Here is a 24,521-nt window from a genome sequence, read left to right on the forward strand (position 1 = left end):
CGATGCCCGAGGAGGGCCCGCGACATGGGCATGGGACGCAGCAGGGCGAAGGCGGAGCGCGCCGCCGCCGACGCCGCCGAGCGACTGCTCGAAATCGGCCGATTACTTCAGCAGGCACCCACGACACCGGAGGGCCGAGCGGTCTTCCACCCAGGTCAGACGGTCAACGACCAGCCCTATCGGGAGCGGTGGGCCCACGACAAGGTGGTGCGCTCCACCCACGGCGTGAACTGCACCGGCTCGTGTTCGTGGCAGGTGTACGTCAAGGACGGCCTGATCACCTGGGAGACGCAGGCCACGGACTACCCCTCCACCGGACCCGACAGGCCCGACTATGAGCCGCGGGGCTGCCCGCGCGGCGCCTCCTTCTCCTGGTACACCTACTCGCCCACGCGCGTGAAGTATCCGCTGGCCCGCGGCGTTCTCGTGGAGATGTTCCGGTCCGCCAAGCGGAGGCTCGGCGACCCCGTCGCGGCGTGGGCGGAGATCACCGGGGACCCGCAGCGTCGGCGCCGCTACCAGGCGGCGCGCGGCCACGGCGGCCTGGTGCGCGTCAGCTGGCAGGAGGCCCTGGAGATCGCGGCCGCCGCGTACGTGCACACCCTCGACGCGTACGGCCCCGACCGGATCGCGGGCTTCTCACCGATCCCGGCGATGTCGATGGCCTCGCACGCCGTCGGCGCCCGCTTCCACGCCCTGATCGGCGCGCCCATGCTGTCCTTCTACGACTGGTACGCCGACCTGCCCGTCGCCTCGCCCCAGGTCTTCGGCGACCAGACCGACGTGCCCGAGTCCGGGGACTGGTGGGACGCCGCGTACCTGATGCTGTGGGGTTCGAACGTGCCGGTGACCCGCACCCCGGACGCCCACTGGATGGCCGAGGCCCGCTACCGCGGCCAGAAGGTCGTCGTCGTGTCGCCGGACTACGCCGACGCGACGAAGTTCGCCGACGAATGGCTGCACCCGCACCCCGGGACCGACGGCGCGCTCGCCATGGCGATGGGCCACGTGATCCTGCGCGAGTGCTTCGTCGACCGACAGGTGCCGTACTTCACCGACTACGTCAAACGGTTCACCGACCTGCCGTTCCTGGTCGCCCTGGACGAGCGGGAGCAGGGCGCGCACGCCCCGGGGGCCTTCGTCACCGCCGTCGACGCGGACCTGGCGGGGGAGGCGCACGCGGACGCGCGGCGCTGGATGCCGGTGTTCCTCGACGCGGCCTCGGGCGCGGCCGTGGTGCCCAACGGCACGCTCGGCGACCGCTGGGCCAAGGGCGGCGAGGGCCGCTGGAACCTCGACCTGGGTGACCTCGACCCCGTGCTGAGCCTCCTCGGACACCCGGGCGCCGGGACCGCGACGGTGGTGCTTCCCCGCTTCGACGAGGCGGGCGCGACGGTCCGCCGCACCGTGCCGACCACCCGCGTCGGCGGCTGCCTGGTGACCACGGTGTTCGACCTGATGCTGGCCCAGTACGGCGTGGCGCGCGAGGCCCTGGACGGACAGCCGCCCGTCCCGTACGAGGACGCCTCGACCCCCTGCACCCCCGCCTGGCAGGAAGCCGTCACCTCGGTGTCCGCGGGGGCCGTGGTGCGCGCCGCCCGGGAGTTCGCCCGCACCGCGGAGCAGACCCGGGGCCGCTGCATGATCGTGATGGGGGCCGGGACCAACCACTGGTTCCACTCCGACACGATCTACCGCTCGTTCCTGTCGCTGCTGCTGCTCACCGGCTGCCAGGGCGTCAACGGCGGCGGCTGGGCGCACTACGTGGGGCAGGAGAAGGTCCGCCCCTACGCCGGCTGGCAGCAGCTGGCCACCGGCTCCGACTGGGCCCGCCCCTCGCGGCAGATGGCCGGCACGCCCTACTGGTACCTGCACACCGACCAGTGGCGCTACGACAGGACCACCGCGGACGCCCTCGCGTCGCCGACCGGGCCCGGGGCGCTCAGCGGACTGCACACCGCGGACCTGCTCGCCCGCTCCACCCGGCAGGGGTGGATGCCCGCCTACCCCACCTTCTCGGCCAACCCGCTGACCCTGGGACGGCAGATCCACGAGGCGGGAGCGGAGCCCGGCCCCTGGGTGGCCGCCGAGCAGGCGGCGGGCCGCCTCACCCACGCCTTCCAGGACCCCGACGACCCCGCCAACTGGCCCCGCGTCCTGACGGTGTGGCGGGCCAACCTGATCGGCTCCTCGGCCAAGGGCAACGAGTTCTTCCAGCGGCACCTGCTCGGCACCACCGACAACGCGAGCGCCGACGAGGTCCCGCCCGACGACCGGCCCCAGGACGTCACCTGGCACGAACAGGCCCCGCGCGGCAAGCTCGACCTGCTGCTCGCGCTCGACTTCCGCATGACCTCCACCACGCTCTTCGCCGACCTCGTGCTGCCCGCCGCCACCTGGTACGAGAAACACGACCTGTCCAGCACGGACATGCACCCCTACGTGCACGCCTTCTCCCCGGCGATCAACCCGCCCTGGCAGGCCCGCACCGACTTCGAGATCTTCCACGGGCTCGCCGCCGAGGTGTCCCGCCTCGCCCACGGCCGTCTGGACGTCGCCCACGACCTGGTGGCCACCGCCCTCCAGCACGACACCCCCGGCGAGGCACCGCCACCGGGCCCCACCGGGCCGCAGTACACGCTCGTCGAGCGCGACTACCGGGCCGTCGCCGACCAGCTCGCCGCGCTCGGCCCGCTGCCCGACGAACTGGGCCTCCAGGTCAAGGGCGTCACCGTCCGCACCACCCCCGAGAGCCGCTGGCTGACGGCCCGCTGCGGCACTGCCACCGAGGGAGCGGCCCGGGGCAGGCCCCTGCTGGACACGGACGTCAAGCTGTGCGAGGCGATCCTCGCCCTCTCCGGTACCACCAACGGCCGCGTCGCCGCCGAAGGGCTGCGCCAGCTGGCCGAACGCTGCGGCGGCGACAGCGGCCTCGAGGAACTCGCCGCCTCGGTCGCCGAACGGCGCGTCGTCTTCTCCGACACCCAGGCCCGCCCCGTGCAGGTCAGCGCCAGCTTCGAATGGTCCGGCAAGGAGGCGTCCGACCGGCGCTACTCGCCCTTCACGATCAACACCGAACACCGCAAGCCCTGGCACACCTTCACCGGACGACAGCACTTCTACCTCGACCACCCCTGGATCACCGAGTTCGGCGAACAGCTGCCCGTCTACCGGCCGCCCCTGGACCTGGCCCTCCTCGGCGAGCGGCCCGCCACCGACGGCGACGGCACCTCGGTGACCGTGCGCTATCTGACACCGCACTCGAAGTGGTCCATCCACTCCGAGTACCAGGAGAACCTCCTGATGCAGACCCTCGCCCGCGGCGGGCCCGTCATCTGGATCAGCGTCACCGACGCCGAAGCAATCGGCGTGGCGGACAACGACTGGATCGAAGCGGTCAACGCCAACGGCGTGGTCGTCGCCCGCGCCGTCGTCTCGCACCGGATGCCGCCCGGCACGGTGTTCATGTACCACGTGCAGGAACGCCTGGTGAACGTCCCCAAGTCGGAGCGCACCGGACGGCGCGGCGGCGTCCACAACGCCCTCACCCGGCTCCTCGTCAAACCGACCCACCTCATCGGCGGACACGCCCAGCTGTCCTTCGCCCCCAACTACTACGGCCCGACCGGCAACCAGCGCGACGCGGTCACCGTCATCCGCCGCCGCTCCCAGGAGGTGCAGTACTGATGCCCCGTGACGAAGTCCCCATCGGACGCTGCATGGCACAGGTGGCGATGGTGATGAACCTCGACAAGTGCATCGGCTGCCACACCTGCTCGGTCACCTGCAAACAGACGTGGACCAACCGCTCGGGCACCGAGTACGCCTGGTTCAACAACGTCGAGACCCGCCCCGGCCAGGGCTACCCCCGCGGCTACGAGGACCAGGACAAGTGGAAGGGCGGCTGGCGGCTCAAGCACGGCCGTCTCGTGCCGCGCAGCGGCGGCCGCGCCCGCCGCCTCGCCCGGCTCTTCGCCAACCCCGAACTGCCCTCCCTCGACGACTACTACGAGCCGTGGACGTACGACTACGACAACCTGATCAGCGCGCCCCTGGGCGAGGACGTCCCCACGGCCGCGCCGCGCTCCCAGATCGACGGCCGCCCGACGTCCGTCACCTGGGGCCCCAACTGGGACGACGACCTCGGCGGCGGGCCCCAGCACCTCGCGGGCGACCCCGTCCTGAGGGACCTCAACGAACAGGTGCGCCTGGAGTACGAGCAGGCGTTCATGTTCTATCTGCCCCGCATCTGCGAGCACTGCCTCAACCCGTCCTGCGTCGCCGTGTGCCCCTCCGGCGCGCTGTACAAGCGCATCGAGGACGGCATCGTCCTGGTCGACCAGGACCGCTGCCGCGGCTGGCGCATGTGCGTCACCGGCTGCCCGTACAAGAAGGTCTACTTCAACCACACCACCGGCAAGGCCGAGAAGTGCACCCTGTGCTACCCGCGCATCGAGGCCGGGCAGCCCACCGTCTGCTCCGAGACCTGCGTCGGTCGGCTGCGCTACCTCGGCGTGATCCTCTACGACGCCGACAAGGCGGGGGAGGCCGCCGCCACCCCCGACGAGAAGGACCTGTACCAGGCCCAACTGGACTGCTTCCTCGACCCCTTCGACCCCCGGGTCGCGGCCGCGGCCGAGGCGTCCGGCATCCCGCACGACTGGATCACGGCCGCCCGCCGCTCCCCGGTGTACGACCTGATCAGCCGGTACAAGGTGGCCCTGCCCCTGCATCCCGAGTACCGCACGCTGCCCATGGTCTGGTACGTGCCGCCGCTCTCCCCGGTGGTCGAGTCCCTCACCGCCACGGGCCACGACGGCGAGGACCCCGCCAAGCTCTTCGCCGCCATCGACACCCTGCGCATCCCCGTCTCCTACCTGGCCGGTCTGTTCACCGCGGGCGACCCCGCGCCCGTCGAGGCCGCGCTGTGCCGTCTCGCCGCGATGCGCTCCCACATGCGGCGCGTCAACCTCGGCGAGGAGCAGGACCCCGCCATCGCCCGCGCCGTCGGCATGGACGCCGGGGAGGTCGAGGCCATGTACCGGCTGCTCGCCCTCGCCAAGTACGACGAGCGCTACGTCATCCCCACCGGCTACCACACCACCGCCACCGGCGACGAGCCGGACGGCTGCAGCCTCGACCACGACCACGGCCCCGGCATGTTCGACGCCGACGCCTTCCACACCCCGCTGCCCGGCACCGAAGAGCCCGCGCCCGAACACGCCGGGACCTCGCTGCGCGGCCGCGTCAACCTCCTCAACTGGAACGGGCAGGGCCGCCCGGAGGGCCTGTTCCCCGGGCCCGAGGGGCACCGGGCATGAGCGACGCACCCCTCGTCCACCAGGCCGCGTCCCTGCTCCTTCGCCACCCCGACGCGGACTGGCCGCACCGGCTCCACGCGGTCACCACCGCCCTCGCCGCCGCCCCCGGCCCCCGCGCGGAACCGCTGCTCCGCTTCTGCGCGGCCGTCGCCGACGTCCCCGTGCTGGACCTGTCCGCGCGCTACGTCGCGACCTTCGACCGCAGCCGCAGGCGCACCCTGCACCTGACGTACTACACCGACGGCGACACGCGCCGCCGCGGCCAGTCCCTGCTGCGCTGGCAGGGCCTGTACCGCGCCCACGGGTGGCAGCCGCCCGCCGACGAACTGCCCGACTTCCTGCCCCTGGTCCTCGAATTCGCCGCCCGCTGCCCCGCACCGGGGCGCACCGCGCTGCGGGAGGACCGCGCCGCCGTCGAGCTCCTCCGGCTCGCCCTGCGCGACCACCGCAGCCCCTACGCCGACGTCCTCGAAGCCGTCTGCCGCACCCTGCCCGGCGCCTCGCCCACCGACCGCGCCGCCGCACTGCGCCTGGCGCGGACGGGGCCGCCCACCGAGACGGTCGGACTCCTGCCGTTTCCCCAACGAGCCGTTCCGCACCCGCACGAGGAGGAGACCGTCTCGTGAAGCACCTGCACACCACCTTGTGGGGCGTGCTGCCCTATCTCGTCGTGGCCTTCATGGTCACGGGCACCGTCTGGCGCTACCGCTACGACCGGTTCGGCTTCACCACCCGCTCCAGCCAGCTGCACGAGAACCGGCTCCTGCGGGTCGGCGGCCCCCTCTTCCACTTCGGCCTGCTCTTCGTCATCGCCGGACACCTCATCGGCCTGCTCATCCCCGAGGCCTTCACCGACCGCGTCCACGTCCACGAGTGGCTCTACCACGCCAACGCGCTGTTCGTCGGCGGCATCGCGGGCCTCGCCACCCTGGCCGGGCTCGCCGTCCTGCTCTACCGCCGCCTGCGCGTTCCGGCCGTCCGCGGCGCCACCAGCCGCAGCGACCGCGCCGTCTACCCGCTGCTCGCCGCGGTGATCCTGGCCGGGCTCGCCGCGACCGCCTCCACCAGCCCGCCCCACCACTACGACTACCGGCTCGGCGTCTCCGTGTGGGTCCGCTCCCTGTTCGCCCTGGACCCCGACGTGTCGGCCATGTCCCACGCCCCGTTCGTCTACCAGACGCACGCGCTGCTCGCCATGGCGCTGTTCGCGCTGTGGCCGTTCAGCCGCCTCGTCCACGCCTTCACCGCCCCGGTCGGCTATCTGGCCCGCCCCTACATCGTCTACCGCTCCCGTGGCGCGCGCCCCGCGCCGGTGACCCGTCCCGCCCCGGTCTCCCCGCCGGTGCGGGACGCCGCCGCGCGCCGGTGAGGGACGGGCTCCGGCTCCGTGACCGGTGCCGGTCGCTGCCACCGGCGTGCTTCGCGCCCGTCATGGCGACCGGCATCGTGTCCCGGGCCCTGAACGAAGCCGGGGTCCGCACCGCCTCCACACTGCTCTTCGCCCTCGCGTGCGCGCTCTACGCGGCCCTCCTGGTGGCGAGCGGCGCCAAGGCCCTGCTCCACCCCGCGACCCTCAAGGCCGAACTGACCGACCCCACAAGAGTGTTCGGGCACTTCACCTTCGTCGCGGCCTCCGGTGTCCTCGTCACCCGCCTCAGTCACGGCCCCGCACGCGCGGCGGCGTACGTCCTGCTCGCCGTGGCGGGCGCGGCCTGGGCGGTGCTCGCCGCCGGCCTCACGCGCCTGCCGCGCGCGGCCGCGCGGGAGGCCGACGGCACCTGGTTCCTGGCCACCGTCGGCCTCCAGTCGCTGGTCCTCGGCCTCACCAGCCTGCCGCCGCGCCACGTGCTCGTACCGCTCGCGTTCGCCCTGTGGTGGTGCGGGGTCCTGCTGTACGCGGGCACCGCCACCGTGCTCGGCCGCAGACTGCTGCGCCACCCTCCGGGCCCCGCGCGCTGCACTCCGGCGTACTGGGTCGCGATGGGGGCGGTGGCCATCAGCACGCTCGCGGGCACCCAACTCCACGACCACGAAGGCCTCTTGCCGCACGCGGTGCGCGGCACGCTCGCCCTCGCCGTGGTCGTCCTGTGGAGCTGGGCGACCGTGCTGATACCGCCGCTGCTCGCCACCGGCTGCTGGCGGCACTTCCACCACCGCGTCCCGCTCGCGTACGAGCCCGCCCTGTGGTGTGTCGTCTTCCCCGTCGGCATGTACGCCACCGCCACCGCGCGCGTCACCGCCACGCTGACGCCCCACGCGCCCAGCGTGGCCGTCCACCTCCTCGCGTGGGTCGCGGCCGTGGTGTGGCTGACGGTGCAGGGGCATGCGGTGGCGGCGCGGCGTCCCGCCCGCCCGTGACGCCGCGGGACCGACCCTCCGCGCCGAGGGGCGCCAGGGGGCGCCCGGCTCCGTCAGAGGGCCACCCGCCGGAACTCCTCGGCCACCTCGGGGACATGGACGGAACGGTCGCCCGCCACCTCCAGCAAGGCCCGCAGCCCCGCCACCAGACCGGACCGCGCCTCGGGCGGCACCCCTTCGACGAGCTTGGCCACCTCCCGGCGCCGGTGCCGCAGGACGCGCGCCACCAGGGTCGCGCCCGACGGCGTCAGCGTCAGGATCACCTCGCGCCTGCTGTCGGGATTGGCCCGGCGGTCCACGAGACCGATCGCTTCGAGCCGCGCCACCGCGCGCAGCGCCGTCGACGCGTTCACCCCCAACACCTCGGCCAGTTCGGCGAGTTTGACCGGCCCGCACCCCTCCAGGGCGACCATCGTCCGCAGCTGCGCCAGCGAGAGCGTGTCGTCCACCTCGGCAAGTGCCCGCGCCGACATGCCCATCACCAGGCGCGACGCCGCCATCACCACAGCGACCACGTCGTCTTCCTCGACCACCGCTCCGCCTCCGCCCCCGGACCCGCCTCCGCCGCTCCGGTCACGGCGGTCGGCAGCGAGCCCCTCACTCGACACCATGGCAAGACCGTAGGGCATAGGCCCCGTGGCCGGATCGGGATCGGTCCGGCCCGGCCGTTCACCGGCGGTGGAGCGGGCCGCCCTAGGGTGTCCGGCGGAGCGGAGCGAGAGGCTGCCGAACGCCTCGGTGGCCGCGAGGGGGCAACCATGGATCACGAGCGGACACCGCCCGGCCGGGGGGTGTTGGAGGGTGCGTTCCTCCTCCTGGAGGAGCTCGCCCGGGCGGGCGAGGCCGGACCCACCGGCCTGAGCCGTGCCACCGGCCTGCCCAAGAGCACCGTGCACCGGCTGCTCGACCAGCTCACCGCCCTGGGAGCGGTGGAGCGGCACGCCGGGGGCTACCGCGTCGGCGCGACCGTGGCCCGCCTGGGGCGGTCCTGGAGCGCCCATCGGGCCCTGGAGAGGAACGCGGCGCTGCCGCTGCGGCACCTCGTCTCGGCGACGCGGGCGACGGTCTGCCTGACCGTTCCGCACGCCGGGCAGATGACGGTGGTGACCGGGATCCCCGCGGCCGCCCGGGAGTTCTTCCCCCACCTGGCGGGCGAGACGCTGCCGCCCGACAGCGCCGCCGACGTGATCTTCGCCGCCGCGGGGCCGACGGCCGCCCCGCCGCCGGGGCACTCCACGGCCCAGTGGACGCGCCGACTGCGCAGGGCCCGCGAGCAGGGCGCCGACGTACACGCGTACGAGTGGGACGGCGAGCGCAACTGCCTGGCGGTCCCGGTGCACGCTCCCTCGGGCGCGGTCGTCGCCGCCCTCGGCGTGGCCGTCGTGGACACGCGCTGCCTCGGCACCACCGTCGAAGCCGCCCGGCGCGCCGCCCGCATGCTGAGCACGGGCCTGGGGCGGGCACCCCGCCCCGGGACACCTCACCACGGCTGAAGCCGGCGGAGCACGGCCTCCGGGGAGCGCTTCAAAGGCGTCTGGAGGCACGGAAGCCCGTCTAGGTTGTACGCATGGCGTCCGATTGACCCGTGCCGGAGGCTGCGCTTGGATCCGTGGAGGCCCTCGGCGTCGGGCCGGGGGGAACACGCTCTGGGGGGAACATGTCCTTGGCTGGAAGCGTGCAGTTGTCCGCCGTACGCGCGTTACGGATCCGTACGGCCGCCGTCGCGGTCACCGCGGTCGGAGCCGTCACTTTCACCGCGGTGCCCGCGACCGCCCAGGCGGCCGGGCCCGCCCGGTCACACGCGCCGAGCGTGGAGCGCGTGTCCGTCGCCGCCGACGGCACCGAGGCCGACAACAACTCGACCCACGCGTCCCTGTCGCGGAACGGCGCCTTCACCGTCTTCCACAGCGCTGCCACCAACCTCACGTCGGAGCCCACGCCCCGCCCGCCCGGCGCGGTGCACGTCCGCGACAACACGACCGGCACGGTCACACGGATCAGGGACTCCTTGCAGGACCCCGCCGTCAGCGACGACGGGCGGTACGTCACCTACCTCGGCTGGGGCAGCCAGACGGTCAAGGTCAAGCTGACCGACCTGGAGACCGGGCAGACGAGGACCGTCAGCAGCGGCCCGGCCAAGGCCGGGTCCAACAGCGCCACCATGAGCGCCGACGGCCGCTACATCGCCTTCACCCAGCTGCCCAACCACCCCTCGGTCCCCTCCCGCGTCGACGTCTATGACCGCGTGACGGACACCTACGAGACCGTCAGTGAGGGCCCGCCGGTCTCCACCCGCGACATGCAGGAGCCGTCCATCAGCGCCGACGGCCGCTACGTCGCCTACCGCGACGCGGGCACCGGAGAGGTCTGGCGTTACGACCGCGACCAGCACGCCCGCGTCCGCGTCGACGACAGCGGGTCGAGCGAACTCGTCCAGCTCGGCGGGAACGGCCGTACCGTCGCCATCAATACGACGGACGGCGCCTACGTCCGCGACGTACTCAACGGCGCGACCACGCGGCTGCCCGGCAAGAGGATCGACGCGCTCAGCCAGAACGGCCACCAGGTGCTCTACCGGAGCAACGACCCCGTGGCGTACTCCGCGCTCCGCCTGCGCCACGTCCCGAGCGGCCGGGAGACCGACGTCCACGGCACCGCACGGGCCGTTCCGGGAGCCATCGCCGGTGAGGACCGCCTCGTCTTCGACAGCCCCGACGCGGGCATCGTCCCGGGCGACACGAACGGCAAGGCCGACATCTTCCTGTGGCGGGCCCACCCGCCTCAGAACGGCAGGTAGAAGCTGAGCACGTCCGCGGTCAGCGGCGGGAAGAGCGTCCGGAACAGCTCCTCCCGCGCGGCGTAGACGTCGGGCCGCAGACGCGTCAGGCCCGCCAAGCCGTGCGGGCCGAACAGCAGGGCGGGCAGCTGGTCGGGCGCCACTCCGGCGCCGCCCACGGCCCTGGGGCCCTGCATCGGCCCGCCGGTGACCACGGCCCCGAGGCCCTCGGCCCGCACCGGGATCCGGTAGTGGGCGCCGAAGGTGGACACGACGATGTCGCGATCGCCGGGATCCGCACCGGCCGCGGTGAGGCGCTGCCAGAGCAGCGGCCGCAGCCGGTCCAGGAGCACCGCGACGTCCGGGACGCGGACGTAGTACTGCTCGGCCTGCTCGCGCGGCTCGTGCTCCAGGAACTCCCGCCAGGCGGCGGACGTCACCGTGCCCGGCCGGTCGACGACGCGCACCGGCCCCTCGGGGGCCAGGGCGGCGACACCCCGCAGCAGCTGCCGGGCCGCCTCCTCGTCGCGTGCGGCGGCCTCGGCGAGGAGCACCCCGCCGTCCGGGGGCGTGGTGCGCCCGGTGGCGACGACGGCACCGGCCCGCTCCAGGACCCACAGAGCGCTCGCCTCGTGCTCAAGGAGCCACCGCCAGCAGGCGGCCGAGTGCGGCATCGCCACGTCGAACCGTTCCTGCGCCGCGTCCTGGAGGGCCGCCATCGCGGGGATGTCGGCGGGCCCGGCGGCGCGCAGCGCGGGCGCTCCCGCACCGGGCGGCGGTGTCCGGAGGGCCAGAGCCTGCGGCATGTCGATGGCGTACTCGTACCCGAACAGCCGGTAGAAGTACGGGATCCCGATCATCGCCTGGACCACGTGGCCCCGCGCGGCGGAGCGTGCGTGCGCCCAGCCCATGAGCGCCCGCACCAGTCCGCGGCCTTCGTACTCCTTGTCCGTGGCGACCAGTTCGACCTGGCCCGCGGGCAGCTGGACGCCGCCGACGCGGAGGCTCTCGTCGAGGAGCGTCGCGGTGGAGACGACGCGGTCACCGTCGACCACCACGGCGCACGAGGACCACCCGGCGTCCGGGTCCTCGGCCACGAGGCGGTGGTCGAGGGCGTCGGCGGGCTCACCCCGCGCGGTCAGCAGAGCGCCGATCCGGTCGAGGTCCTGAGGGCGGGCCTCGCGCAGCACGAGGCCATCGGCCAGGGAAACGGGGGCGGCGGAGGCGGTGGTCGTCACGGCCGGACTATCGCACCGCCCGATTCGGCCCGTCCACCAGGTTTTTCGCGCGGGCTTCGCCCCGGGCGGCCAGACGACGGTCGACGCAGGCGGTGATGGCGGGCACGACCGCCTCCATCGCCGGACGCCAGCCGGGGACGGAGTTGACCTCGCAGACGGTGTAGGTGTCCTCCGTGGCGAACAGCAGGTCCACCCCGGCGATGTCCAGGCCCAGGGCGCGGGCCGCGTCCACCGCCAGCTCCTCCGCGCGCGGGTAGCGCCCCCGGCACAGCACGGCGGAGCCGCCCTTGGCGATGTTGGCGGTGAGGCCGCCGTCGCCGGACGTGTGCAGCACGGCGTCCACCGGCTCGCCGTCGACGACGATGACGCGCAGGGTACGGCCGTGTGAGTGCGCCACGTGCTCCTGGAACAGGAACGGCACGTGCTGCTGAAGGCTCCCGGCCATCGATCGCAGCAGCTGGGCGTCGGGAGCGAGGAACACCTGCGTGCCCTTGCAGCCGCTGACGGACTTCACCACGCACGGCCCGTCAAGGCGAGGGCTGCGGACCACGCCTTCGAGCGGCGCGGTGGCGTAGGAGAGGGTGTCGGGCACCGGCAGTCCCGCCAGGGCGAGTTCCTGGAGCTGCCAGAGCTTGTTGCGGCTGGTGAGGTGGGCGTCGACGCCGTTGACCAGGGTGCTGCCCATGCGCTCCAGATGCCGGAGCAGGGTCACCTCGCGGTCGTCGCGCATGGGCCCCGCCACCTGGCGCACGCACACCACCTCGGGAGCGGGCAGCTCCGCGCCGCCGAGGGTGTGCAGCACCAACCGGCCGTCCTGGACGCCGAAGAGCAGCTCGTCGGTGTGCCAGACCGCGAATCGGTCGCCGTGGACGGCCGCGAGGGCGTCGGCGAGCTCACGCGTGGACCTGCGCAGCGCGGTGGGGTGCTGCCGCACCAGCATCCATACGTGCGCGGGTGCCGCGATCACCGGGCGGGTACGGTCCTGTGGCTCCACACTGGCTCCTCGTCTCGACGCCGCCCTGGTGAGGGGCGGTCCGGAAGGGGCCAGTCTCACAGACGGCCCGGTGAGCGGCGGACGGGCGGCGACGGCATGGCCGGGTCCCGGCCCCGGGCCGGGCGGCACGGGGCCCGGCCGCACGGCCCTCGTGGAGCGGCTCGGGCCGCCGGAAAACCGGTTGACCGCGCCGCGGCGACACGGGCTAGATTCCGCGCATGGCCGACGTTCAGGGCACATATGATGATCTGTTCACCGCCGTACCCCAAGCGCTCGCGGCGCTCCTCGACTCGGGTGACACGGGCGCCTCGGCAGCCGTCTTCGTGGACGGCGAGCCGGTGGTCGACGTCTGGGGCGGCTTCGCCGACGCGGACCGTACGACTGACTGGCAGCGGGACACCCTCGTCAACACCTGGTCCGTCACCAAGACGATGACGGCGCTGTGCGCCCTGGTCCTCGCGGACCGCGGCGCGCTCGACCCGGACGCGCCGGTCGCCCGGTACTGGCCGGAGTTCGCGGCCGCGGGCAAGGCGGGTGTGCTGGTCCGCCATCTGCTCGCGCACACCGCGGGGCTGCCCGACTGGGAGGGGCCTGTCGAGGAGCTCTACGACTGGCCGGCCGCCACGGCGCGCCTGGCCGCGCAGACACCGCGCTGGGAGCCGGGCACCGCGGCCGGATACCACTCGCTGACCCAGGGGTTCCTGGTCGGGGAGGTCGTCCGCCGGATCTCCGGCCGAAGCCCGGGCCGGTTCTTCGCCGAGGAGGTGGCCGGGCCGCTGGGCGCCGACTTCCACCTGGGCCTGCCCGCCGAGCACGACGGGCGGGTCGCGCTCACGGTGCCGCCGCCCGCCCAGGGCGAGGACTACGCCGCGAGCGCGCCGGGCACCGGTGCCGCACCCTCCGGCGCGACCGCGATCCGGGTCCGCGACGGCAACAGCACGGCCTGGCGCCGCGCGGAGATCCCCGCGGCGAGCGGCTTCGGCAACGCCCGCTCGGTCGCGCTCGTGCAGTCGGTCCTGGCCTGCGGGGGAGCGGTGGGCGGTGTACGGCTCCTGTCGGGGGCGGGCTGCGAGCTCGCGTGGCAGGAGCAGTTCCACGGCGAGGACCGCGTCCTGGGCACCTCGATGCGCTACGGCATGGGCTACGGCCTGTTCGGCACCACCTACGGCTGGGGCGGCTGGGGCGGTTCCCTGGTCATGGTCGAGCCCGACGCCCGCATGGCGGTGGCGTACGTGACGAATCAGATGCGCGGTCCCGAAGAAGAAAACCGGGGCCTGGAAGTCGTGATGGCCGCCTACGACGGGCTCACGGCCCTGCGCGCCTGACCCCGCTGGCGCGTCACCTCCGCTTCTCCCTCGTGAGCCGGTCGAGCTGCTGGTCGACCACCACGCCGAGGGGGAAGCGGGGTGCGTCGCGGGCGCCGCGGTCACTGATGTCCACGGTGAGGGCGCCCACGCGCACCCAGGTGTGGTGGTCGACCAGCGGGGCGCCGTCCCGGCCGGTCGAGCTCAGGTCGAAGGTGACCGCCTCGTCACCGAACTCCGCCGCCTTCACCCGGGATATCCGGGAGCCCAGCCTGCCCTCCGGGGTCTGCCCCACCAGCGTCCTACAGGTCTTGAGGCCCTCCGTCAGCCGCTGGAACCGCTCGGTGGCCCCGGTGCCCGCGTACGAGGCCAGCCAGGTGCGGCCGCCCCAGGTCCTGCCGCGCCACCAGAAGTCCTGGATCACGGACGCGGACGCGTGGTGGGCGACGAGCGCGTCGAACACCTCCTGGCAGCCGGGGCCGGGCACCCGCACCGGCGGATCGTAGCGGGGCACGGGCCCCTGCACCGAGGTGCTCTCGGCCTGCGGCACGTCCGCGTCCCGGAGGAGCAGGGACTTGAGCTTCCCCGCGGTGAGCGGCCGGGCCGCGGGTGACGACGGCGCGTCCTTCGACGGCGTGGCGGACGCCGATGCCGTGCCCTTCGACCGCCCGGTGTCACCCGCCTCCTGCGCCGCACACCCGGCGACGACGGCCACCACCACCCCCACCGCCACACCGACCACGCCCCGCTGCCCCCACCGCACCACCACTGCCCCCTTGATCGCCTCGGACCGAGCCGGGCAGACACTACGGCCCGGCGGCACGGTCGAGCCACCCCGGCCCTGCCGGGCGGTGGGCCACGAACCTCCTGCGAGGATCACCGGCATGACAGCCGAGACCGCGTACCACGGTGAGATGGGCGAGCAGTTCGCCGCACAGGCCACGGACAGCGCGTACCACGCGTACACCGATCGTCCCGCCATGCTGGAGCTGGCCGGTGAGGTGCGGGGACTGCGGGCCCCCTCGAGGTCTTCCTCGGCGAACTCCTCGGCGCGGGCTTCGTCCTGGAGAAGCTCGTCGAGCCGAGAGCCACGGAAGAGGCCCGGAGGGTCGATCCGCGCCGGTACGACAAGAGCCATCACCAGCCGATGTTCCTGGCCGTCAGGCTGCGTCGTCCGTGATGCCCCGCGGAGGAGTGGGGCGCGACCGCTACGCGGCCGGGCGGACGGCGACCGCGTCGACCTCGAAGAGCATGCCCGGCAGGGCGAGCGAGGCGACACCACTGAGGGTCTGCGCCGGGAGGCGGTCACCGAAGTGGGTGTGCAGCGCCTTGCCCAGGGCGCCGAGCTTGTCGACGTCGTGGTCCACGATGTACGTGCCGAGCCGGACGACGTGCTCGAAGCCGAGGCCCACCCCTTCCAGAGCCGACCGCAGCCGCTCGAAGGCCAGGTCGACCTGGGCGGCGAAGTCACCGGGCACCGGCGAACCGGTGGCGTCGGAGGCGTACTGACCGCCGATGAAGACGAGTTCGCCGGGCGCCGATGCGGCGTGGCTGTAACCGAAGGGGGTCGGGTCGTGGAGCGTGGAGGGGTTGGTGAGGGTGCGTGCGTCGTGCGTCATGTCCTGGCGATCCTCTGTGATGGGCGGCCGCCGCGCGGTGCGAGGGCGGCACGCGTGGGGAGCCGCTCGGGCTCCCCAACTGCTTGAACGTTCTGGGTGAACGTCCCGTGCCGGTCCTCGCATTCCGCTGGACAGAACTCTTCCCGAACGGAGTTCAGTCCTTCGACTCCGGCTTCTCGGCGGCGGTGGCCGCGCCGTCGTCGGCCCCCTTCGTCTGCTCGGGGGCGTCGGGCGTGCTGTAGAAGACGGAGTTCTGCTGCCGGGTGCGCTGGGCCTGGCCCTTGGCGACCAGCTTCTCCAGGGTGGTGCGCACGACCGTGGTCTTGATGGTGCGATCCGGGTGGCCCTGGGTGAGCGCGGTCGTCACCTCGGCGGCCGAGCGCGGTTCGCTCTGCTGTCCGAGGTGGGTGCGCACCAGCTCGATGAGGGTGGGTCCCTCGGCGGGCTTGGGCTTGGGCTGCGGCTTGGCCTTGGCGGCCGCGGCCTTCTTGGGCGCGGTGCGCTTGGCGCGGGGCGCGGTCTCCCGGGGTGCGGGGACCCGCGCCTTACGGGTCGCGGCGGCCTGCCGGACGGAGGCCGCGGCCCCGTCGTCCAGCAGCTGCTGCATCTTCAGCAGCAGCTCACGGTCGCGCTGCAGGGCACGCAACTGCTCCTGCAGGGACTGCACTTCGGTACCGATACGTTCCTGCTCGGTGGCGTTGCGCTCGAGGTCCGCCGCGAGCTGCGCGGCGTAGTGACTCTCGAGTCCGGTCGGTGTGGCGAGGGCATCGGACATGACGTCCACCTCTCCTGAGTGCGAACGGGGTGTCGGCGGATCCTACCCGCATGTTTCTCGCCATGATCCTGCTCGGTCGGCGAGAGTTCGTCCGGCGGCGGCCGCGCGGGGCCCATGAGCGTGACACCTCATGGCCCACCACGACACCGTCCGCCGGGCGAGGCAGGCAGGACATGGCTGCTTCTCTACCCAGGGGCTGGCCGTGTACCCAACCCGGCCCGGCGCAGTCCGCGTTGAACCGCCGTACCCCAGGGGGAGGGCGCAGCGCCCGCGCGGTTGACTTCGCGGGCCAGCGGCCCCGACACCCACCAGGGCGATGATCCCGTGGTGACGGACGAGGCACTTCCGGGCACCGCCCTCCTGGGAGATGATCGCGTGATGAGCGAGATCATTCTGATGTCGGACCCGAGGGTCGCCGCGATACCCGTCGCCGAGTGCGGTGAACAGCTCGTGGACGTACGGCGCGACGGCGGTCTGCGCGTCGACGACCGCGAGCAGGACCCGGCGGACGGCTTCGCGCACCTGCGGTCGGCGGACTCCTTCGCCCAGCTGCGCGCGGGCGTGCTGGAACGCCTGCTGAAGGCCCAGTCGCTGCTCCCGGCCGACGTGCGGCTGCTGTTCGTCGAGGGGTACCGCCCGCTGGCCCTGCAGCGCGCCTACTTCGAGGAGTACGCCGACGAACTGCGGGCCCAGCACCCCGACTGGTCCGCCGCGGAGCTCCACGCGGCGACCAGCCGCTACGTGTCACCGCCCGAGATCGCCCCGCACAGCGCGGGCGCGGCCGTCGACCTCACCCTGGCCGACACCGACGGACGCGAACTGGACCTGGGCACGCGCATGAACGCCGACCCCGAGGAGAGCGAGGGCGCCTGCTACACCGGCGCCGCCAACATCAGCGACCGGGCCCGCGCCCACCGGGAGCTGCTCGGCTCGGTGCTCACGGCCGCGGGCCTGGTGAACTACCCCACCGAGTGGTGGCACTGGTCCTACGGCGACCGCTACTGGGCCCTGCACACCGGCGCGGACGCGGCCCTCTACGGCCCGACGGAACACACCCCTTCGGCCTGAACGCCCCGGGCCCGGCGGGACGCGGGCGGCCGCCACCGGCCGAGGGGCGTCGGTGAGCGGGCCAAGGACGGGGCCGCCCGCCGGGGCCACCGCCCCCACCAGCGAAGATGTGCTCATGACTGAGGCAAACGAGCACCGCCGTACCGTCCTGGTCGTCGAGGACGACCCAGGTGTGCGCAGCACCCTGGACCAACTGCTGCGCTTCGAGGGCTACCGCGTCCTGCTGGCCCCCGACGGACTGCGCGGGCTCGCCCTGATCGAGGAGGAGAGCCCGGACCTGGCGGTGGTGGACGTGGTCATGCCGGGCCTGGACGGCCTGGCCCTGTGCCGGATGCTGCGCAGACGCGGCGACCGGCTTCCCGTGCTCGTGCTCACCGCCCGGGACCAGATCGGTGACCGCGTCGCCGGTCTCGACGCGGGCGCCGACGACTACCTGGCGAAGCCGTTCGCCACCGAGGAACTCCTCGCGCGCATCCGCGCGTTGCTGCGCCGCACCGCGCCCCCCGAAGCCGCCGCCGAGCTGCTGGCCGTCGGCGACCTCACCCTGGACCCCGCCACCCGGCAGGCCCACCGGGGACCCCACCCGCTCGACCTGACCAAGACCGAGTTCGACGTCCTGGAACTGCTGTTGGACAACCCGGGCGTCGTGCTCACCCGCGCCCAGATCTACGAGCGCATATGGGGCTACGACTTCGACACCACCTCGCGCTCCCTGGACGTCTACATCGGCTATCTGCGCCGCAAGACCGAACACGACGGCGCCCCCCGGGTGATCCACACCGTGCGCAACGTCGGCTTCACCGTCAGGTCGGCGTGATGGCACGCCCCCTGGGACGGCTGGCCCGTCCGACGCTGCGCGCGAAGATCACCCTGGTGGTCGTGGCCGCGGCCGTACTCGCCATCGGCGTCACCGTCGTCGCGTCGTACCGCAGCGTCAGCGACCTCGTCGCAGACGAACTGGAACGCGGCCTCGAAGACCGCGCCGACACGGTCACCGCCCTGCTCGGCGCCTCCCGCAAGCCCCCGGTGCGCCCCGACGTCACCGAACAGGTGCTGCTCGCCGACGGCACCGTGCGCCCCCTCGACCCCGGCCGCGACCGCCTCCCGGTCTCGGACGCCGACCGCGAGGTGGCCCGCACCGGCACCGGGACCAGCCGCCAGGACGTGTTCGTCTCCGGCCGCGAGTACGGGGTGCTCACCAAGGCGCTGCCCGACGGGGGAGCGGTGATGGTCGGACAGCACTACCAAGGCGTCGCCCGCGTCGAGAACGCCTTCCTGTGGCGCATCCCCTGGACCACCGTGGCCGCCACCGGCCTCTCGGCGGTGCTGAGCTGGATCGTCCTGGGCCGCATCCTGCGCCCGGTCAGCCGCCTCGCCCGCGCCACCGGGCGCATCACCACCACCCAGGACCTGTCCACGCCCCTGCCGCCCGCGGGAGCGGACGAGATCGGCCAGCTGACCCGCAGCTTCGACGCCATGCTGGGCGCCCTGCGCCGCTCGCGCGCCCAGCAGCAGCAACTGGTGCAGGACGCGAGCCACGAACTGCGCACCCCCCTGACCTCCGTGCGCGGCAGCGCCGAACTGCTCCAGCGTGCCCGCGGCAGACTCGACCCCAAGGACGAGGAGCAGATCCTCACCACCCTCGTCACGGAGACCACGGCACTCGACGAACTCGTCCGCGAACTCGTCGAGCTGGCCACCGACCGGTACACCGGGGAGGACCCGGCGAGCGTCGACCTGCCCGCCGCGGCGGAGGACAGCGCGCAGCGCTACCGCCAGCGCACGGGCCGGGACATCACCGTCACGGCCGAGGGCCCCGTCCCGGTACGGGCCAGACCCCGGGCGCTGCAACGCTGCGTCGACAACCTCCTCAGTAACGCGGTGAAGTTCAGCGAGGCCCCCGCACCCATCGCCCTCCACGTGCAAGGAAACCGTCTGACGGTACGCGACCACGGTCCCGGCATCGCGCCGGACGACCTGGACGCCGTCTTCGACCGCTTCTACCGCGGCCCCCGCACCCAGTCCATCCCCGGGTCCGGCCTCGGCCTGGCCATCGTCCACGACATCATCACGGCCGACGACGGCACCGTCTTCGCCACCGGCGCCCAGGGCGGCGGCGCGGAAGTCGGCTTCCAGCTCCCGGCCGCCGCCCCGAAGCCCGGCCGGCGCTCGCTACAGTTCCCGCGTGAACGACACCCCTGAGCAGCCCCCGCAGCCGGACTGGCGCGTCCTCGCCGTCGGCGGCGCCTCCGGAACGGGCAAGACCACGGTCAGCCGCGCGCTCGCACGACGGTTCGCCGTCCCCGTCGTGGAGGTCGACGACATCGTGGAGGCACTCCTCGCGGTCACCCGGCCCGAGCACCTGCCCGAGGTGCACATATGGCGCACCCACCCCGAGGCGGCGCTCCAGGCGCCCGAGTCCGTCGTGGAGCGGCAGATCGCGATCGCCCGGGTGCTCGCCCCGGCCGTCGAGGCGGTCGTCGCCAACCACGTGGACACCGACACCCCCGTCATCATCGAGGGCGACTACCTGCTCCCCGACCTGGTGAAGTCGATGGACGGGGTGCGGGCGGTCCTCGTCCACGAGGACGACGAGGCCCAGGTGACGGCCAACTACCTGGCGCGCGAGCCGGACGCCGGACCGCAGCACCACCGGGCGCGCGTCAGCGTGCTGTACGGCAGGTGGCTCGCCGACCGGGCCCGGACCCTGGGCGTGCCGGTCGTGAGCCCGCGGCCCTGGAACGACCTGCCGCAGCGCGTCGGCCGGGCCGTCGGCGCGCACGCGCTGAGCTGACGCCCCCGGGCCTACCGGGACCGCTCCCGCAGCACGTACTTCTGGATCTTGCCGGTCGACGTCTTCGGCAGGCTGGTGACGAACTCGACCCGGTCCGGCGCCTTGAAGCGGGCCAGGCGGGAGCGCACGTGGTCGATGAGGTCCTGGGCGGTCACCTCGACGTCGTCCGCGGCGGGGCCCAGGACCACGAAGGCCTTCGGGCGTTCCCCCCACTTCTCGTCGGGCACCCCCACGACCGCCACCTCGTGCACCGCGGGGTGCGAGTCGAGGGCGCGCTCGACCTCCACGGTGGAGATGTTCTCGCCGCCGGAGATGATGATGTCCTTGGCCCGGTCACGGAGTTCGACGTACCCGTCGGGGTGCCGCACGCCGAGGTCACCGGAGTGGAACCAGCCGCCGCGGAACGCCTCGGCGGTGGCCTCGGCGTCCTGGAAGTAGCCCGCCATGACGTTGTTGCCGCGCATGACGACCTCACCGAGCGTGGTGCCGTCGGCCGGCACGTCGCGCAGGTCCGCGTCGACGACGCGCAGGCCGTCCGTCTGGATCATGCCGACACCCTGGCGGGCCCGCAGCGCGTGGCGTGCCGGGCCGTCCAGGGCGTCCCAGGAGGGCTGCGGTTCGCAGACGGCGTACGGGCCGTAGGTCTCGGTGAGTCCGTAGACGTGGACGACGTCGGCGCCGAGGTCCTCGACCCGGCGGATCAGGGTGGGACTGGGCGGCGCGCCCGCGACCGTGACCGTGAGCGGGCGCCGCAGCCGGTGGGCCTGCGGGGCGGTCGTGAGGGTGAGCAGGACGGTCGGGGCGCCGTTCAGATGCGTCACCCCCTCGGTGCCGAGGAGCCGCCAGACGTCCTCGGCGACCACCGCGCGCAGGCACACGTGGGTGCCGCCGATCGCGGTGACGGCCCAGGCGGTGCACCAGCCGTTGCAGTGGAACATCGGCAGGGTCCACAGGTACACGCTCTCGGGCGTGTGCCGTGAGTGGAGCACCTCACCGAGGGCGTTGAGGTAGGCCCCGCGGTGGGTGTACATGACGCCCTTGGGCCGACCGGTCGTGCCGGAGGTGTAGTTGAGGGCGATGACCGCGTTCTCGTCCGGCACGTCCCAGGAGAGCGGACGGTCGTCACCCCGGGCGAGGAACGTCTCGTACGGCGTGCCGAGCGCCGCCCCGGCGTCCGCGCCGACGACGACGGTCTCCCGGACCGACGTCAGGCCGCCGAGTTCCGGTCCGGCCCCGGCGAGCAGCTCCGCGTCGCCCACCAGGATTCGGGCCCCGGAGTGGTCGCAGATGTGCCGGACCTCCGCCGGGGCGAGGCGGGTGTTCACCGCGACGAGCACGGCACCGGCCAGCGGCACGCCGAAGTGCGCGACGAGCAGCTCGGGGATGTTCGGGGCGAGATAGGCGACCCGGTCACCGGGCGCCACCCCGGAAGCCCGCAGCGCGTGCGCGAGGCGGGTCGCCAGCGCGGCGAACTCGGCGTAGCTGAGCCGCAGTCCACCGTGCACGACAGCGGTCTTGTCGGGGTGGACCTCGGCGGCGCGGCGCAGGAAGGCCAGAGGGGTGAGGGGGGTGTGCATCGGCGTCCTCTGTGTCCGGTGGGGCGGGGTTCAGGGACCGGCGAAGGCGGGCGCGGCGGCCAGGGCCTCGTCGGCCAGCGTGGTGTCCCCGCTGACGCGGGCGAGGGCGGCGGCCTCGGCCGGGGTCCGGCGGTCCCCGGTGAGCAGGCAGAACTCCACGGCGTCGAGGACGAGACGGGCGTCGGGCGGGCCTTGGGGCGAGGAGCGGCCCGGCTCGGTGAGCAGCCACGTGTCACCGCTCCGGCCGGTGAGTTCGAGGTGCAGGACGCGGTCCCCCAGCGGCGTGCCCCGCAGCCGCATGGCGAGCGGCAGCAGACGTACGCCGAAGTCGCACATGAGGGACAGCGAGCGGGACGTGGGCGGCGGCAGCCGGCGGCCCGTGCGCAGGGCGATGTCCCGGGCGTGGATCCAGGTCTCGAAGGCCCTGGCGGCGGCGTGATGGGCCACGGCGAGCGGCGGGGCACCCCCGAGGGAGACGAGGCGCTCGGGGCCGACCGCGGTCCCGCCACCGTCGCCGAGCAGCGCGGCGCGCAGGACGTCGGCCTGGGCGCGCCAGGCCCTGTGCACGGACGCGGGGGCCTGGTCGGCCGCCCAGGCCGTGCAGGCCCGGGTGCGGTCGCGGACGCTGTCACCCGCCTGACCCAGCGGGCCGCGGGCCCCGGCGTCGAGCCCCTCGGCCAGGAGGCCGTCGGTCGCGGCGAGGTGGGCCACCAGCTGGACCACCGTCCAGCCCTCCACGGTGAGGGTGCTCCACTCCGCGTCGGCCAGGTCGCGCAGGACGGCGTCCAACGTGGCCACCTGGTCGGTGTACGGGCGCAGGTGCGGCGGGACGGCGCGGGGAGCGGGCGGCCGACGGGCGAAGGCGAGGGCGGTGACGCGGTCGTGCGGGGAACGCGGGGAACCGGGCGGGTTCCTGGCGGCTCCGGGCAGGGCGGTGGCGTCGTCGTACGGCGGCGGATCGGCCAGCGCGACGGCCGCCGGGTACAGGTGCCGCACCTCGGCCGCGCAGGCGGCGCAGCGCTCCAGGTGCGCCGCCACGGCGGAGCTCTCCCCGTCCGAGCACGCGTCGAGGAGCCATGCGCCCAACAGCGAACGCACCTCGGCGTGTTCGCCGGGCGCGGGGCGGGCGGCACCGCTCATGGTGTGATCCCTTCCTCCGCGAGTGCCGCGGCCAGTGCGCGCAGGGCGGCCCGCAGGCGAGTCTTGGCGGTCCCTTCCGGGATGCCGAGGTCACCGGCCACCTGACGGTAGGTACGGCTTCCGTAGTAGGCGAGGAGCAGCGGAGTGCGCAAGGTGTCCGGCAGCCGGGCCGCGGCGGAGCGTACACCGAGCGCCTCCAGGCGCGCGGTCACGGCCTCGGCGGTCTCGTCGTGGCCGGACGGTGCCGGCGGCTCGGCGGTCCTGCGGTGGCGCTCCTCGCGGCGGACCCAGTCGACGGCACGCCGGTGGGCGACCACCCCGAGCCAGGCGCGCAGGGGCCCGCGGGCCGGGTCGTAGGACAGCGGGCTCTCCCACAGCCGCACGAAGACCTCCTGGACGACGTCGTCGGCGGCGCTGTGGTCGCGGGTGATGCGCGCCGCGAGGGCCCGCACCAGCGGGGAGTACCGCTCGTAGATCTCGCGGAAGGCGTCTTCGTCGGCGGCCAGCAGGAGGGCCTGGACCTCCAGGCGGTCCTCCGGGACCGCCCGGGTCGCCTCGTCGAGCCCGCTGCGCGGCCGCGCCTGATGGGAGGAGGCCATGGCCGAAGTGTCCCGCGAACGCGGGGTTCCGGGGCCTTCCGGCGCGAATCGGTGCCGTCTGACCGGTGCCGGTGGCCGCAGCGGTCCGTACCCCCGTGACGGACCGGGCGGGCGCCGTGCCGCAGAGGCAGGAGCGGGGCTGGACGCGCAGGCGTACGGGGGAGTGGACGGGCACTCCCCGCACCCCCCGCACTCGTGTGTGCTCACCCCTCGCAGGCCGTCTCGGTCTCCGCGTCGCAGGCGTCGGTGCCGTCGCCCCCGTTGGCGTTGTCGGTGCCCGCCTCGCCGACGAGGTCGTCGTCCCCTTCGCCCCCGCCGAGCGTGTCCGCTCCGTTGCCGCCGCGGATCTGGTCGCTGCCCTCGTTGCCGCGCAGGACGTCGGCGCCGCCGAAGCCGAAGACCGTGTCGTTGCCGGGGCCGCCGGAGACCTTGTCGGAGCCGTTGGCCAGGTTGAAGTCGGAACCGTACTGGTCGTTGCCGTCCCCCAGACACACCAGGTCGTCGCCGGTGAGGTCGGCGTAGGTGTCGTTGCCGCCCAGCAGCTGGACGACGTCGCGCTGCGGAGTGCCGGTCTCGAAGTCGTCGCCCTCGGTCCCGACGACCGTCGCCTGCTCGCCCAGGCAGTACACCGGGCCCGCCGCCGAACTCGGCGCGGCGGGCAGCACCCCACCTCCCGCCAGGAGCAACGGAACGGCCAGCAGGGTGAGTCGCCGGGTACGGATGCGTTTCTCGTGCTGGGTCATGGGCCCTTCCCTGGTCTCTCGTGGCGCTCGCGCACGGGGCGGGGTGCTCCGCGTCTGCGCGGGGGATTCGTTTGAGCCGGGCGGGCGGATTGCGCGTACGGGAGGGAGGGCCCCGAACTACGCCAACTGCTGCGTGGGTGCGGACGCCTGACGGTACGTCGACCAGGGGCGCGACACCCGGGTCGCGCGGGTTGAGGGTGAGGTGTGAGGGCGGG

The 24,521-nt window shown here is 73.8% G+C and carries 22 protein-coding genes; 12 read left to right on the plus strand and 10 right to left on the minus strand.

Translation table 11 applies throughout. The features are described 5' to 3' along the window. Window positions 1-30: 30 nt before the first annotated feature. Genes MQV74_RS39775 through MQV74_RS39795 form a run of 5 tightly spaced genes read left to right on the plus strand, consistent with a single transcriptional unit; the run spans window position 31 to window position 7,679 of the window. A complete protein-coding gene (locus tag MQV74_RS39775; protein WP_242729388.1) occupies window positions 31-3,687 on the plus strand; it encodes a nitrate reductase subunit alpha in 3,657 nt (1,218 codons plus the stop codon). Beyond that, entirely contained in the window at window positions 3,687-5,321 is a 1,635-nt protein-coding gene (narH, locus tag MQV74_RS39780) for a nitrate reductase subunit beta (protein ID WP_242728380.1), read from the plus strand. Before MQV74_RS39775 ends, narH begins: the two co-directional genes overlap by 1 nt. Beyond that, a complete protein-coding gene (gene narJ, locus MQV74_RS39785; protein WP_242728381.1) occupies window positions 5,318-5,947 on the plus strand; it encodes a nitrate reductase molybdenum cofactor assembly chaperone in 630 nt (209 codons plus the stop codon). Before narH ends, narJ begins: the two co-directional genes overlap by 4 nt. After that, window positions 5,944-6,690 (plus strand): respiratory nitrate reductase subunit gamma, encoded by a 747-nt coding sequence (gene narI / locus MQV74_RS39790; RefSeq protein WP_242728382.1) that lies wholly within the window; start codon window positions 5,944-5,946, stop codon window positions 6,688-6,690. The genes narJ and narI overlap by 4 nt, the downstream gene beginning before the upstream one ends. Further along, complete coding sequence (locus MQV74_RS39795; protein WP_374120763.1) at window positions 6,687-7,679, plus strand: tellurite resistance/C4-dicarboxylate transporter family protein; 993 nt, start codon at window positions 6,687-6,689, stop codon at window positions 7,677-7,679. The genes narI and MQV74_RS39795 overlap by 4 nt, the downstream gene beginning before the upstream one ends. Window positions 7,680-7,732: 53 nt before the next feature. Here MQV74_RS39795 and MQV74_RS39800 read toward each other — a convergent pair whose 3' ends face one another. Then, window positions 7,733-8,212: a MarR family winged helix-turn-helix transcriptional regulator gene (locus MQV74_RS39800; RefSeq protein ID WP_242728384.1), complete on the minus strand. Its 480-nt coding sequence runs from the start codon at window positions 8,210-8,212 to the stop codon at window positions 7,733-7,735. Between the two features lie 225 nt (window positions 8,213-8,437). On the opposite strand from MQV74_RS39800, the gene MQV74_RS39805 reads away from it, so the two are divergent. Together MQV74_RS39805 and MQV74_RS39810 are read left to right on the plus strand one after the other, a co-directional pair. Then, on the plus strand, window positions 8,438-9,172 hold the full coding sequence (locus tag MQV74_RS39805; protein ID WP_242728385.1) for a helix-turn-helix domain-containing protein: 735 nt from the start codon (window positions 8,438-8,440) through the stop codon (window positions 9,170-9,172). A gap of 170 nt (window positions 9,173-9,342) precedes the next feature. Beyond that, on the plus strand, window positions 9,343-10,476 hold the full coding sequence (locus tag MQV74_RS39810; protein WP_242728386.1) for a protein TolB: 1,134 nt from the start codon (window positions 9,343-9,345) through the stop codon (window positions 10,474-10,476). On the opposite strand, the gene MQV74_RS39815 is transcribed toward MQV74_RS39810, so the two are convergent. After that, a complete protein-coding gene (locus tag MQV74_RS39815) occupies window positions 10,461-11,693 on the minus strand; it encodes a GNAT family N-acetyltransferase (RefSeq protein WP_242728387.1) in 1,233 nt (410 codons plus the stop codon). The two genes, MQV74_RS39810 and MQV74_RS39815, sit on opposite strands and share 16 nt — an antisense overlap. Window positions 11,694-11,700: 7 nt before the next feature. Continuing rightward, window positions 11,701-12,687 (minus strand): ATP-grasp domain-containing protein, encoded by a 987-nt coding sequence (locus MQV74_RS39820; protein WP_242728388.1) that lies wholly within the window; start codon window positions 12,685-12,687, stop codon window positions 11,701-11,703. Window positions 12,688-12,905: 218 nt separating this feature from the next. Here MQV74_RS39820 and MQV74_RS39825 point away from each other — a divergent pair, with 218 nt between their 5' ends. Then, entirely contained in the window at window positions 12,906-14,012 is a 1,107-nt protein-coding gene (locus MQV74_RS39825; protein ID WP_242728389.1) for a serine hydrolase domain-containing protein, read from the plus strand. A 13-nt stretch (window positions 14,013-14,025) separates the two neighbouring features. Here the strand turns inward: MQV74_RS39825 and MQV74_RS39830 are convergent, their stop codons facing one another. The 3 genes from MQV74_RS39830 to MQV74_RS39840 all read right to left on the minus strand — a co-directional run bounded on the left by MQV74_RS39830 (window position 14,026) and on the right by MQV74_RS39840 (window position 16,385). Further along, on the minus strand, window positions 14,026-15,129 hold the full coding sequence (locus MQV74_RS39830; protein WP_242728390.1) for a hypothetical protein: 1,104 nt from the start codon (window positions 15,127-15,129) through the stop codon (window positions 14,026-14,028). Window positions 15,130-15,199: 70 nt separating this feature from the next. Beyond that, window positions 15,200-15,610, minus strand: coding sequence for a RidA family protein (locus tag MQV74_RS39835; RefSeq protein ID WP_242728391.1), 411 nt, complete (start codon window positions 15,608-15,610; stop codon window positions 15,200-15,202). 154 nt (window positions 15,611-15,764) lie between these two features. Continuing rightward, window positions 15,765-16,385: a hypothetical protein gene (locus MQV74_RS39840; protein WP_242728392.1), complete on the minus strand. Its 621-nt coding sequence runs from the start codon at window positions 16,383-16,385 to the stop codon at window positions 15,765-15,767. 378 nt (window positions 16,386-16,763) lie between these two features. Between MQV74_RS39840 and MQV74_RS39845 the strand changes: the two genes are divergently transcribed. From MQV74_RS39845 to MQV74_RS39860, 4 genes are all read left to right on the plus strand, one after another. Further along, a complete protein-coding gene (locus MQV74_RS39845; protein WP_242728393.1) occupies window positions 16,764-17,453 on the plus strand; it encodes a M15 family metallopeptidase in 690 nt (229 codons plus the stop codon). Window positions 17,454-17,568: 115 nt separating this feature from the next. After that, window positions 17,569-18,270 (plus strand): response regulator transcription factor, encoded by a 702-nt coding sequence (locus MQV74_RS39850; protein ID WP_242728394.1) that lies wholly within the window; start codon window positions 17,569-17,571, stop codon window positions 18,268-18,270. Then, window positions 18,270-19,655, plus strand: a complete 1,386-nt coding sequence (locus MQV74_RS39855) for a HAMP domain-containing sensor histidine kinase (RefSeq protein ID WP_242728395.1) — start codon at window positions 18,270-18,272, stop codon at window positions 19,653-19,655. Before MQV74_RS39850 ends, MQV74_RS39855 begins: the two co-directional genes overlap by 1 nt. Then, window positions 19,639-20,247 carry a hypothetical protein gene (locus tag MQV74_RS39860; protein WP_242728396.1) on the plus strand — a complete coding sequence of 203 codons (609 nt, stop codon included), beginning with the start codon at window positions 19,639-19,641 and terminating at the stop codon, window positions 20,245-20,247. The genes MQV74_RS39855 and MQV74_RS39860 overlap by 17 nt, the downstream gene beginning before the upstream one ends. An 11-nt stretch (window positions 20,248-20,258) precedes the next feature. Here the strand turns inward: MQV74_RS39860 and MQV74_RS39865 are convergent, their stop codons facing one another. The 4 genes from MQV74_RS39865 to MQV74_RS39880 form a co-directional block, all read right to left on the minus strand. After that, window positions 20,259-21,824 carry a long-chain-fatty-acid--CoA ligase gene (locus tag MQV74_RS39865; protein ID WP_242728397.1) on the minus strand — a complete coding sequence of 522 codons (1,566 nt, stop codon included), beginning with the start codon at window positions 21,822-21,824 and terminating at the stop codon, window positions 20,259-20,261. A 30-nt stretch (window positions 21,825-21,854) separates the two neighbouring features. Beyond that, window positions 21,855-22,964 (minus strand): maleylpyruvate isomerase family mycothiol-dependent enzyme, encoded by a 1,110-nt coding sequence (locus MQV74_RS39870; protein ID WP_242728398.1) that lies wholly within the window; start codon window positions 22,962-22,964, stop codon window positions 21,855-21,857. After that, complete coding sequence (locus MQV74_RS39875) at window positions 22,961-23,563, minus strand: sigma-70 family RNA polymerase sigma factor (protein ID WP_242728399.1); 603 nt, start codon at window positions 23,561-23,563, stop codon at window positions 22,961-22,963. Before MQV74_RS39875 ends, MQV74_RS39870 begins: the two co-directional genes overlap by 4 nt. A 203-nt stretch (window positions 23,564-23,766) precedes the next feature. After that, the gene (locus MQV74_RS39880; RefSeq protein WP_242728400.1) at window positions 23,767-24,306 is read right to left on the minus strand and encodes a calcium-binding protein; all 540 of its coding nucleotides are present in this window, start codon (window positions 24,304-24,306) and stop codon (window positions 23,767-23,769) included. Window positions 24,307-24,521: the final 215 nt, after the last annotated feature.

Source organism: Streptomyces sp. AN091965, assembly GCF_022698285.1.
In the GTDB taxonomy this organism is placed as follows: Bacteria; Actinomycetota; Actinomycetes; order Streptomycetales; family Streptomycetaceae; genus Streptomyces.

Bases quoted from the DNA above. Each gene is read 5' to 3' on its own strand.
- MQV74_RS39845 (WP_242728393.1), top strand. From the start codon at position 16,764: ATGAGCGAGATCATTCTGATGTCGGACCCGAGGGTCGCCGCGATACCC.
- MQV74_RS39850 (WP_242728394.1), top strand. From the start codon at position 17,569: ATGACTGAGGCAAACGAGCACCGCCGTACCGTCCTGGTCGTCGAGGAC.
- MQV74_RS39835 (WP_242728391.1), bottom strand. From the start codon at position 15,610: ATGACGCACGACGCACGCACCCTCACCAACCCCTCCACGCTCCACGAC.
- MQV74_RS39775 (WP_242729388.1), top strand. From the start codon at position 31: ATGGGACGCAGCAGGGCGAAGGCGGAGCGCGCCGCCGCCGACGCCGCC.
- MQV74_RS39865 (WP_242728397.1), bottom strand. From the start codon at position 21,824: ATGCACACCCCCCTCACCCCTCTGGCCTTCCTGCGCCGCGCCGCCGAG.
- MQV74_RS39855 (WP_242728395.1), top strand. From the start codon at position 18,270: ATGGCACGCCCCCTGGGACGGCTGGCCCGTCCGACGCTGCGCGCGAAG.
- MQV74_RS39825 (WP_242728389.1), top strand. From the start codon at position 12,906: ATGGCCGACGTTCAGGGCACATATGATGATCTGTTCACCGCCGTACCC.
- narJ (WP_242728381.1), top strand. From the start codon at position 5,318: ATGAGCGACGCACCCCTCGTCCACCAGGCCGCGTCCCTGCTCCTTCGC.
- MQV74_RS39840 (WP_242728392.1), bottom strand. From the start codon at position 16,385: ATGTCCGATGCCCTCGCCACACCGACCGGACTCGAGAGTCACTACGCC.
- MQV74_RS39830 (WP_242728390.1), bottom strand. From the start codon at position 15,129: ATGGCTCTTGTCGTACCGGCGCGGATCGACCCTCCGGGCCTCTTCCGT.
- MQV74_RS39880 (WP_242728400.1), bottom strand. From the start codon at position 24,306: ATGACCCAGCACGAGAAACGCATCCGTACCCGGCGACTCACCCTGCTG.
- narH (WP_242728380.1), top strand. From the start codon at position 3,687: ATGCCCCGTGACGAAGTCCCCATCGGACGCTGCATGGCACAGGTGGCG.
- MQV74_RS39875 (WP_242728399.1), bottom strand. From the start codon at position 23,563: ATGGCCTCCTCCCATCAGGCGCGGCCGCGCAGCGGGCTCGACGAGGCG.
- MQV74_RS39805 (WP_242728385.1), top strand. From the start codon at position 8,438: ATGGATCACGAGCGGACACCGCCCGGCCGGGGGGTGTTGGAGGGTGCG.
- MQV74_RS39870 (WP_242728398.1), bottom strand. From the start codon at position 22,964: ATGAGCGGTGCCGCCCGCCCCGCGCCCGGCGAACACGCCGAGGTGCGT.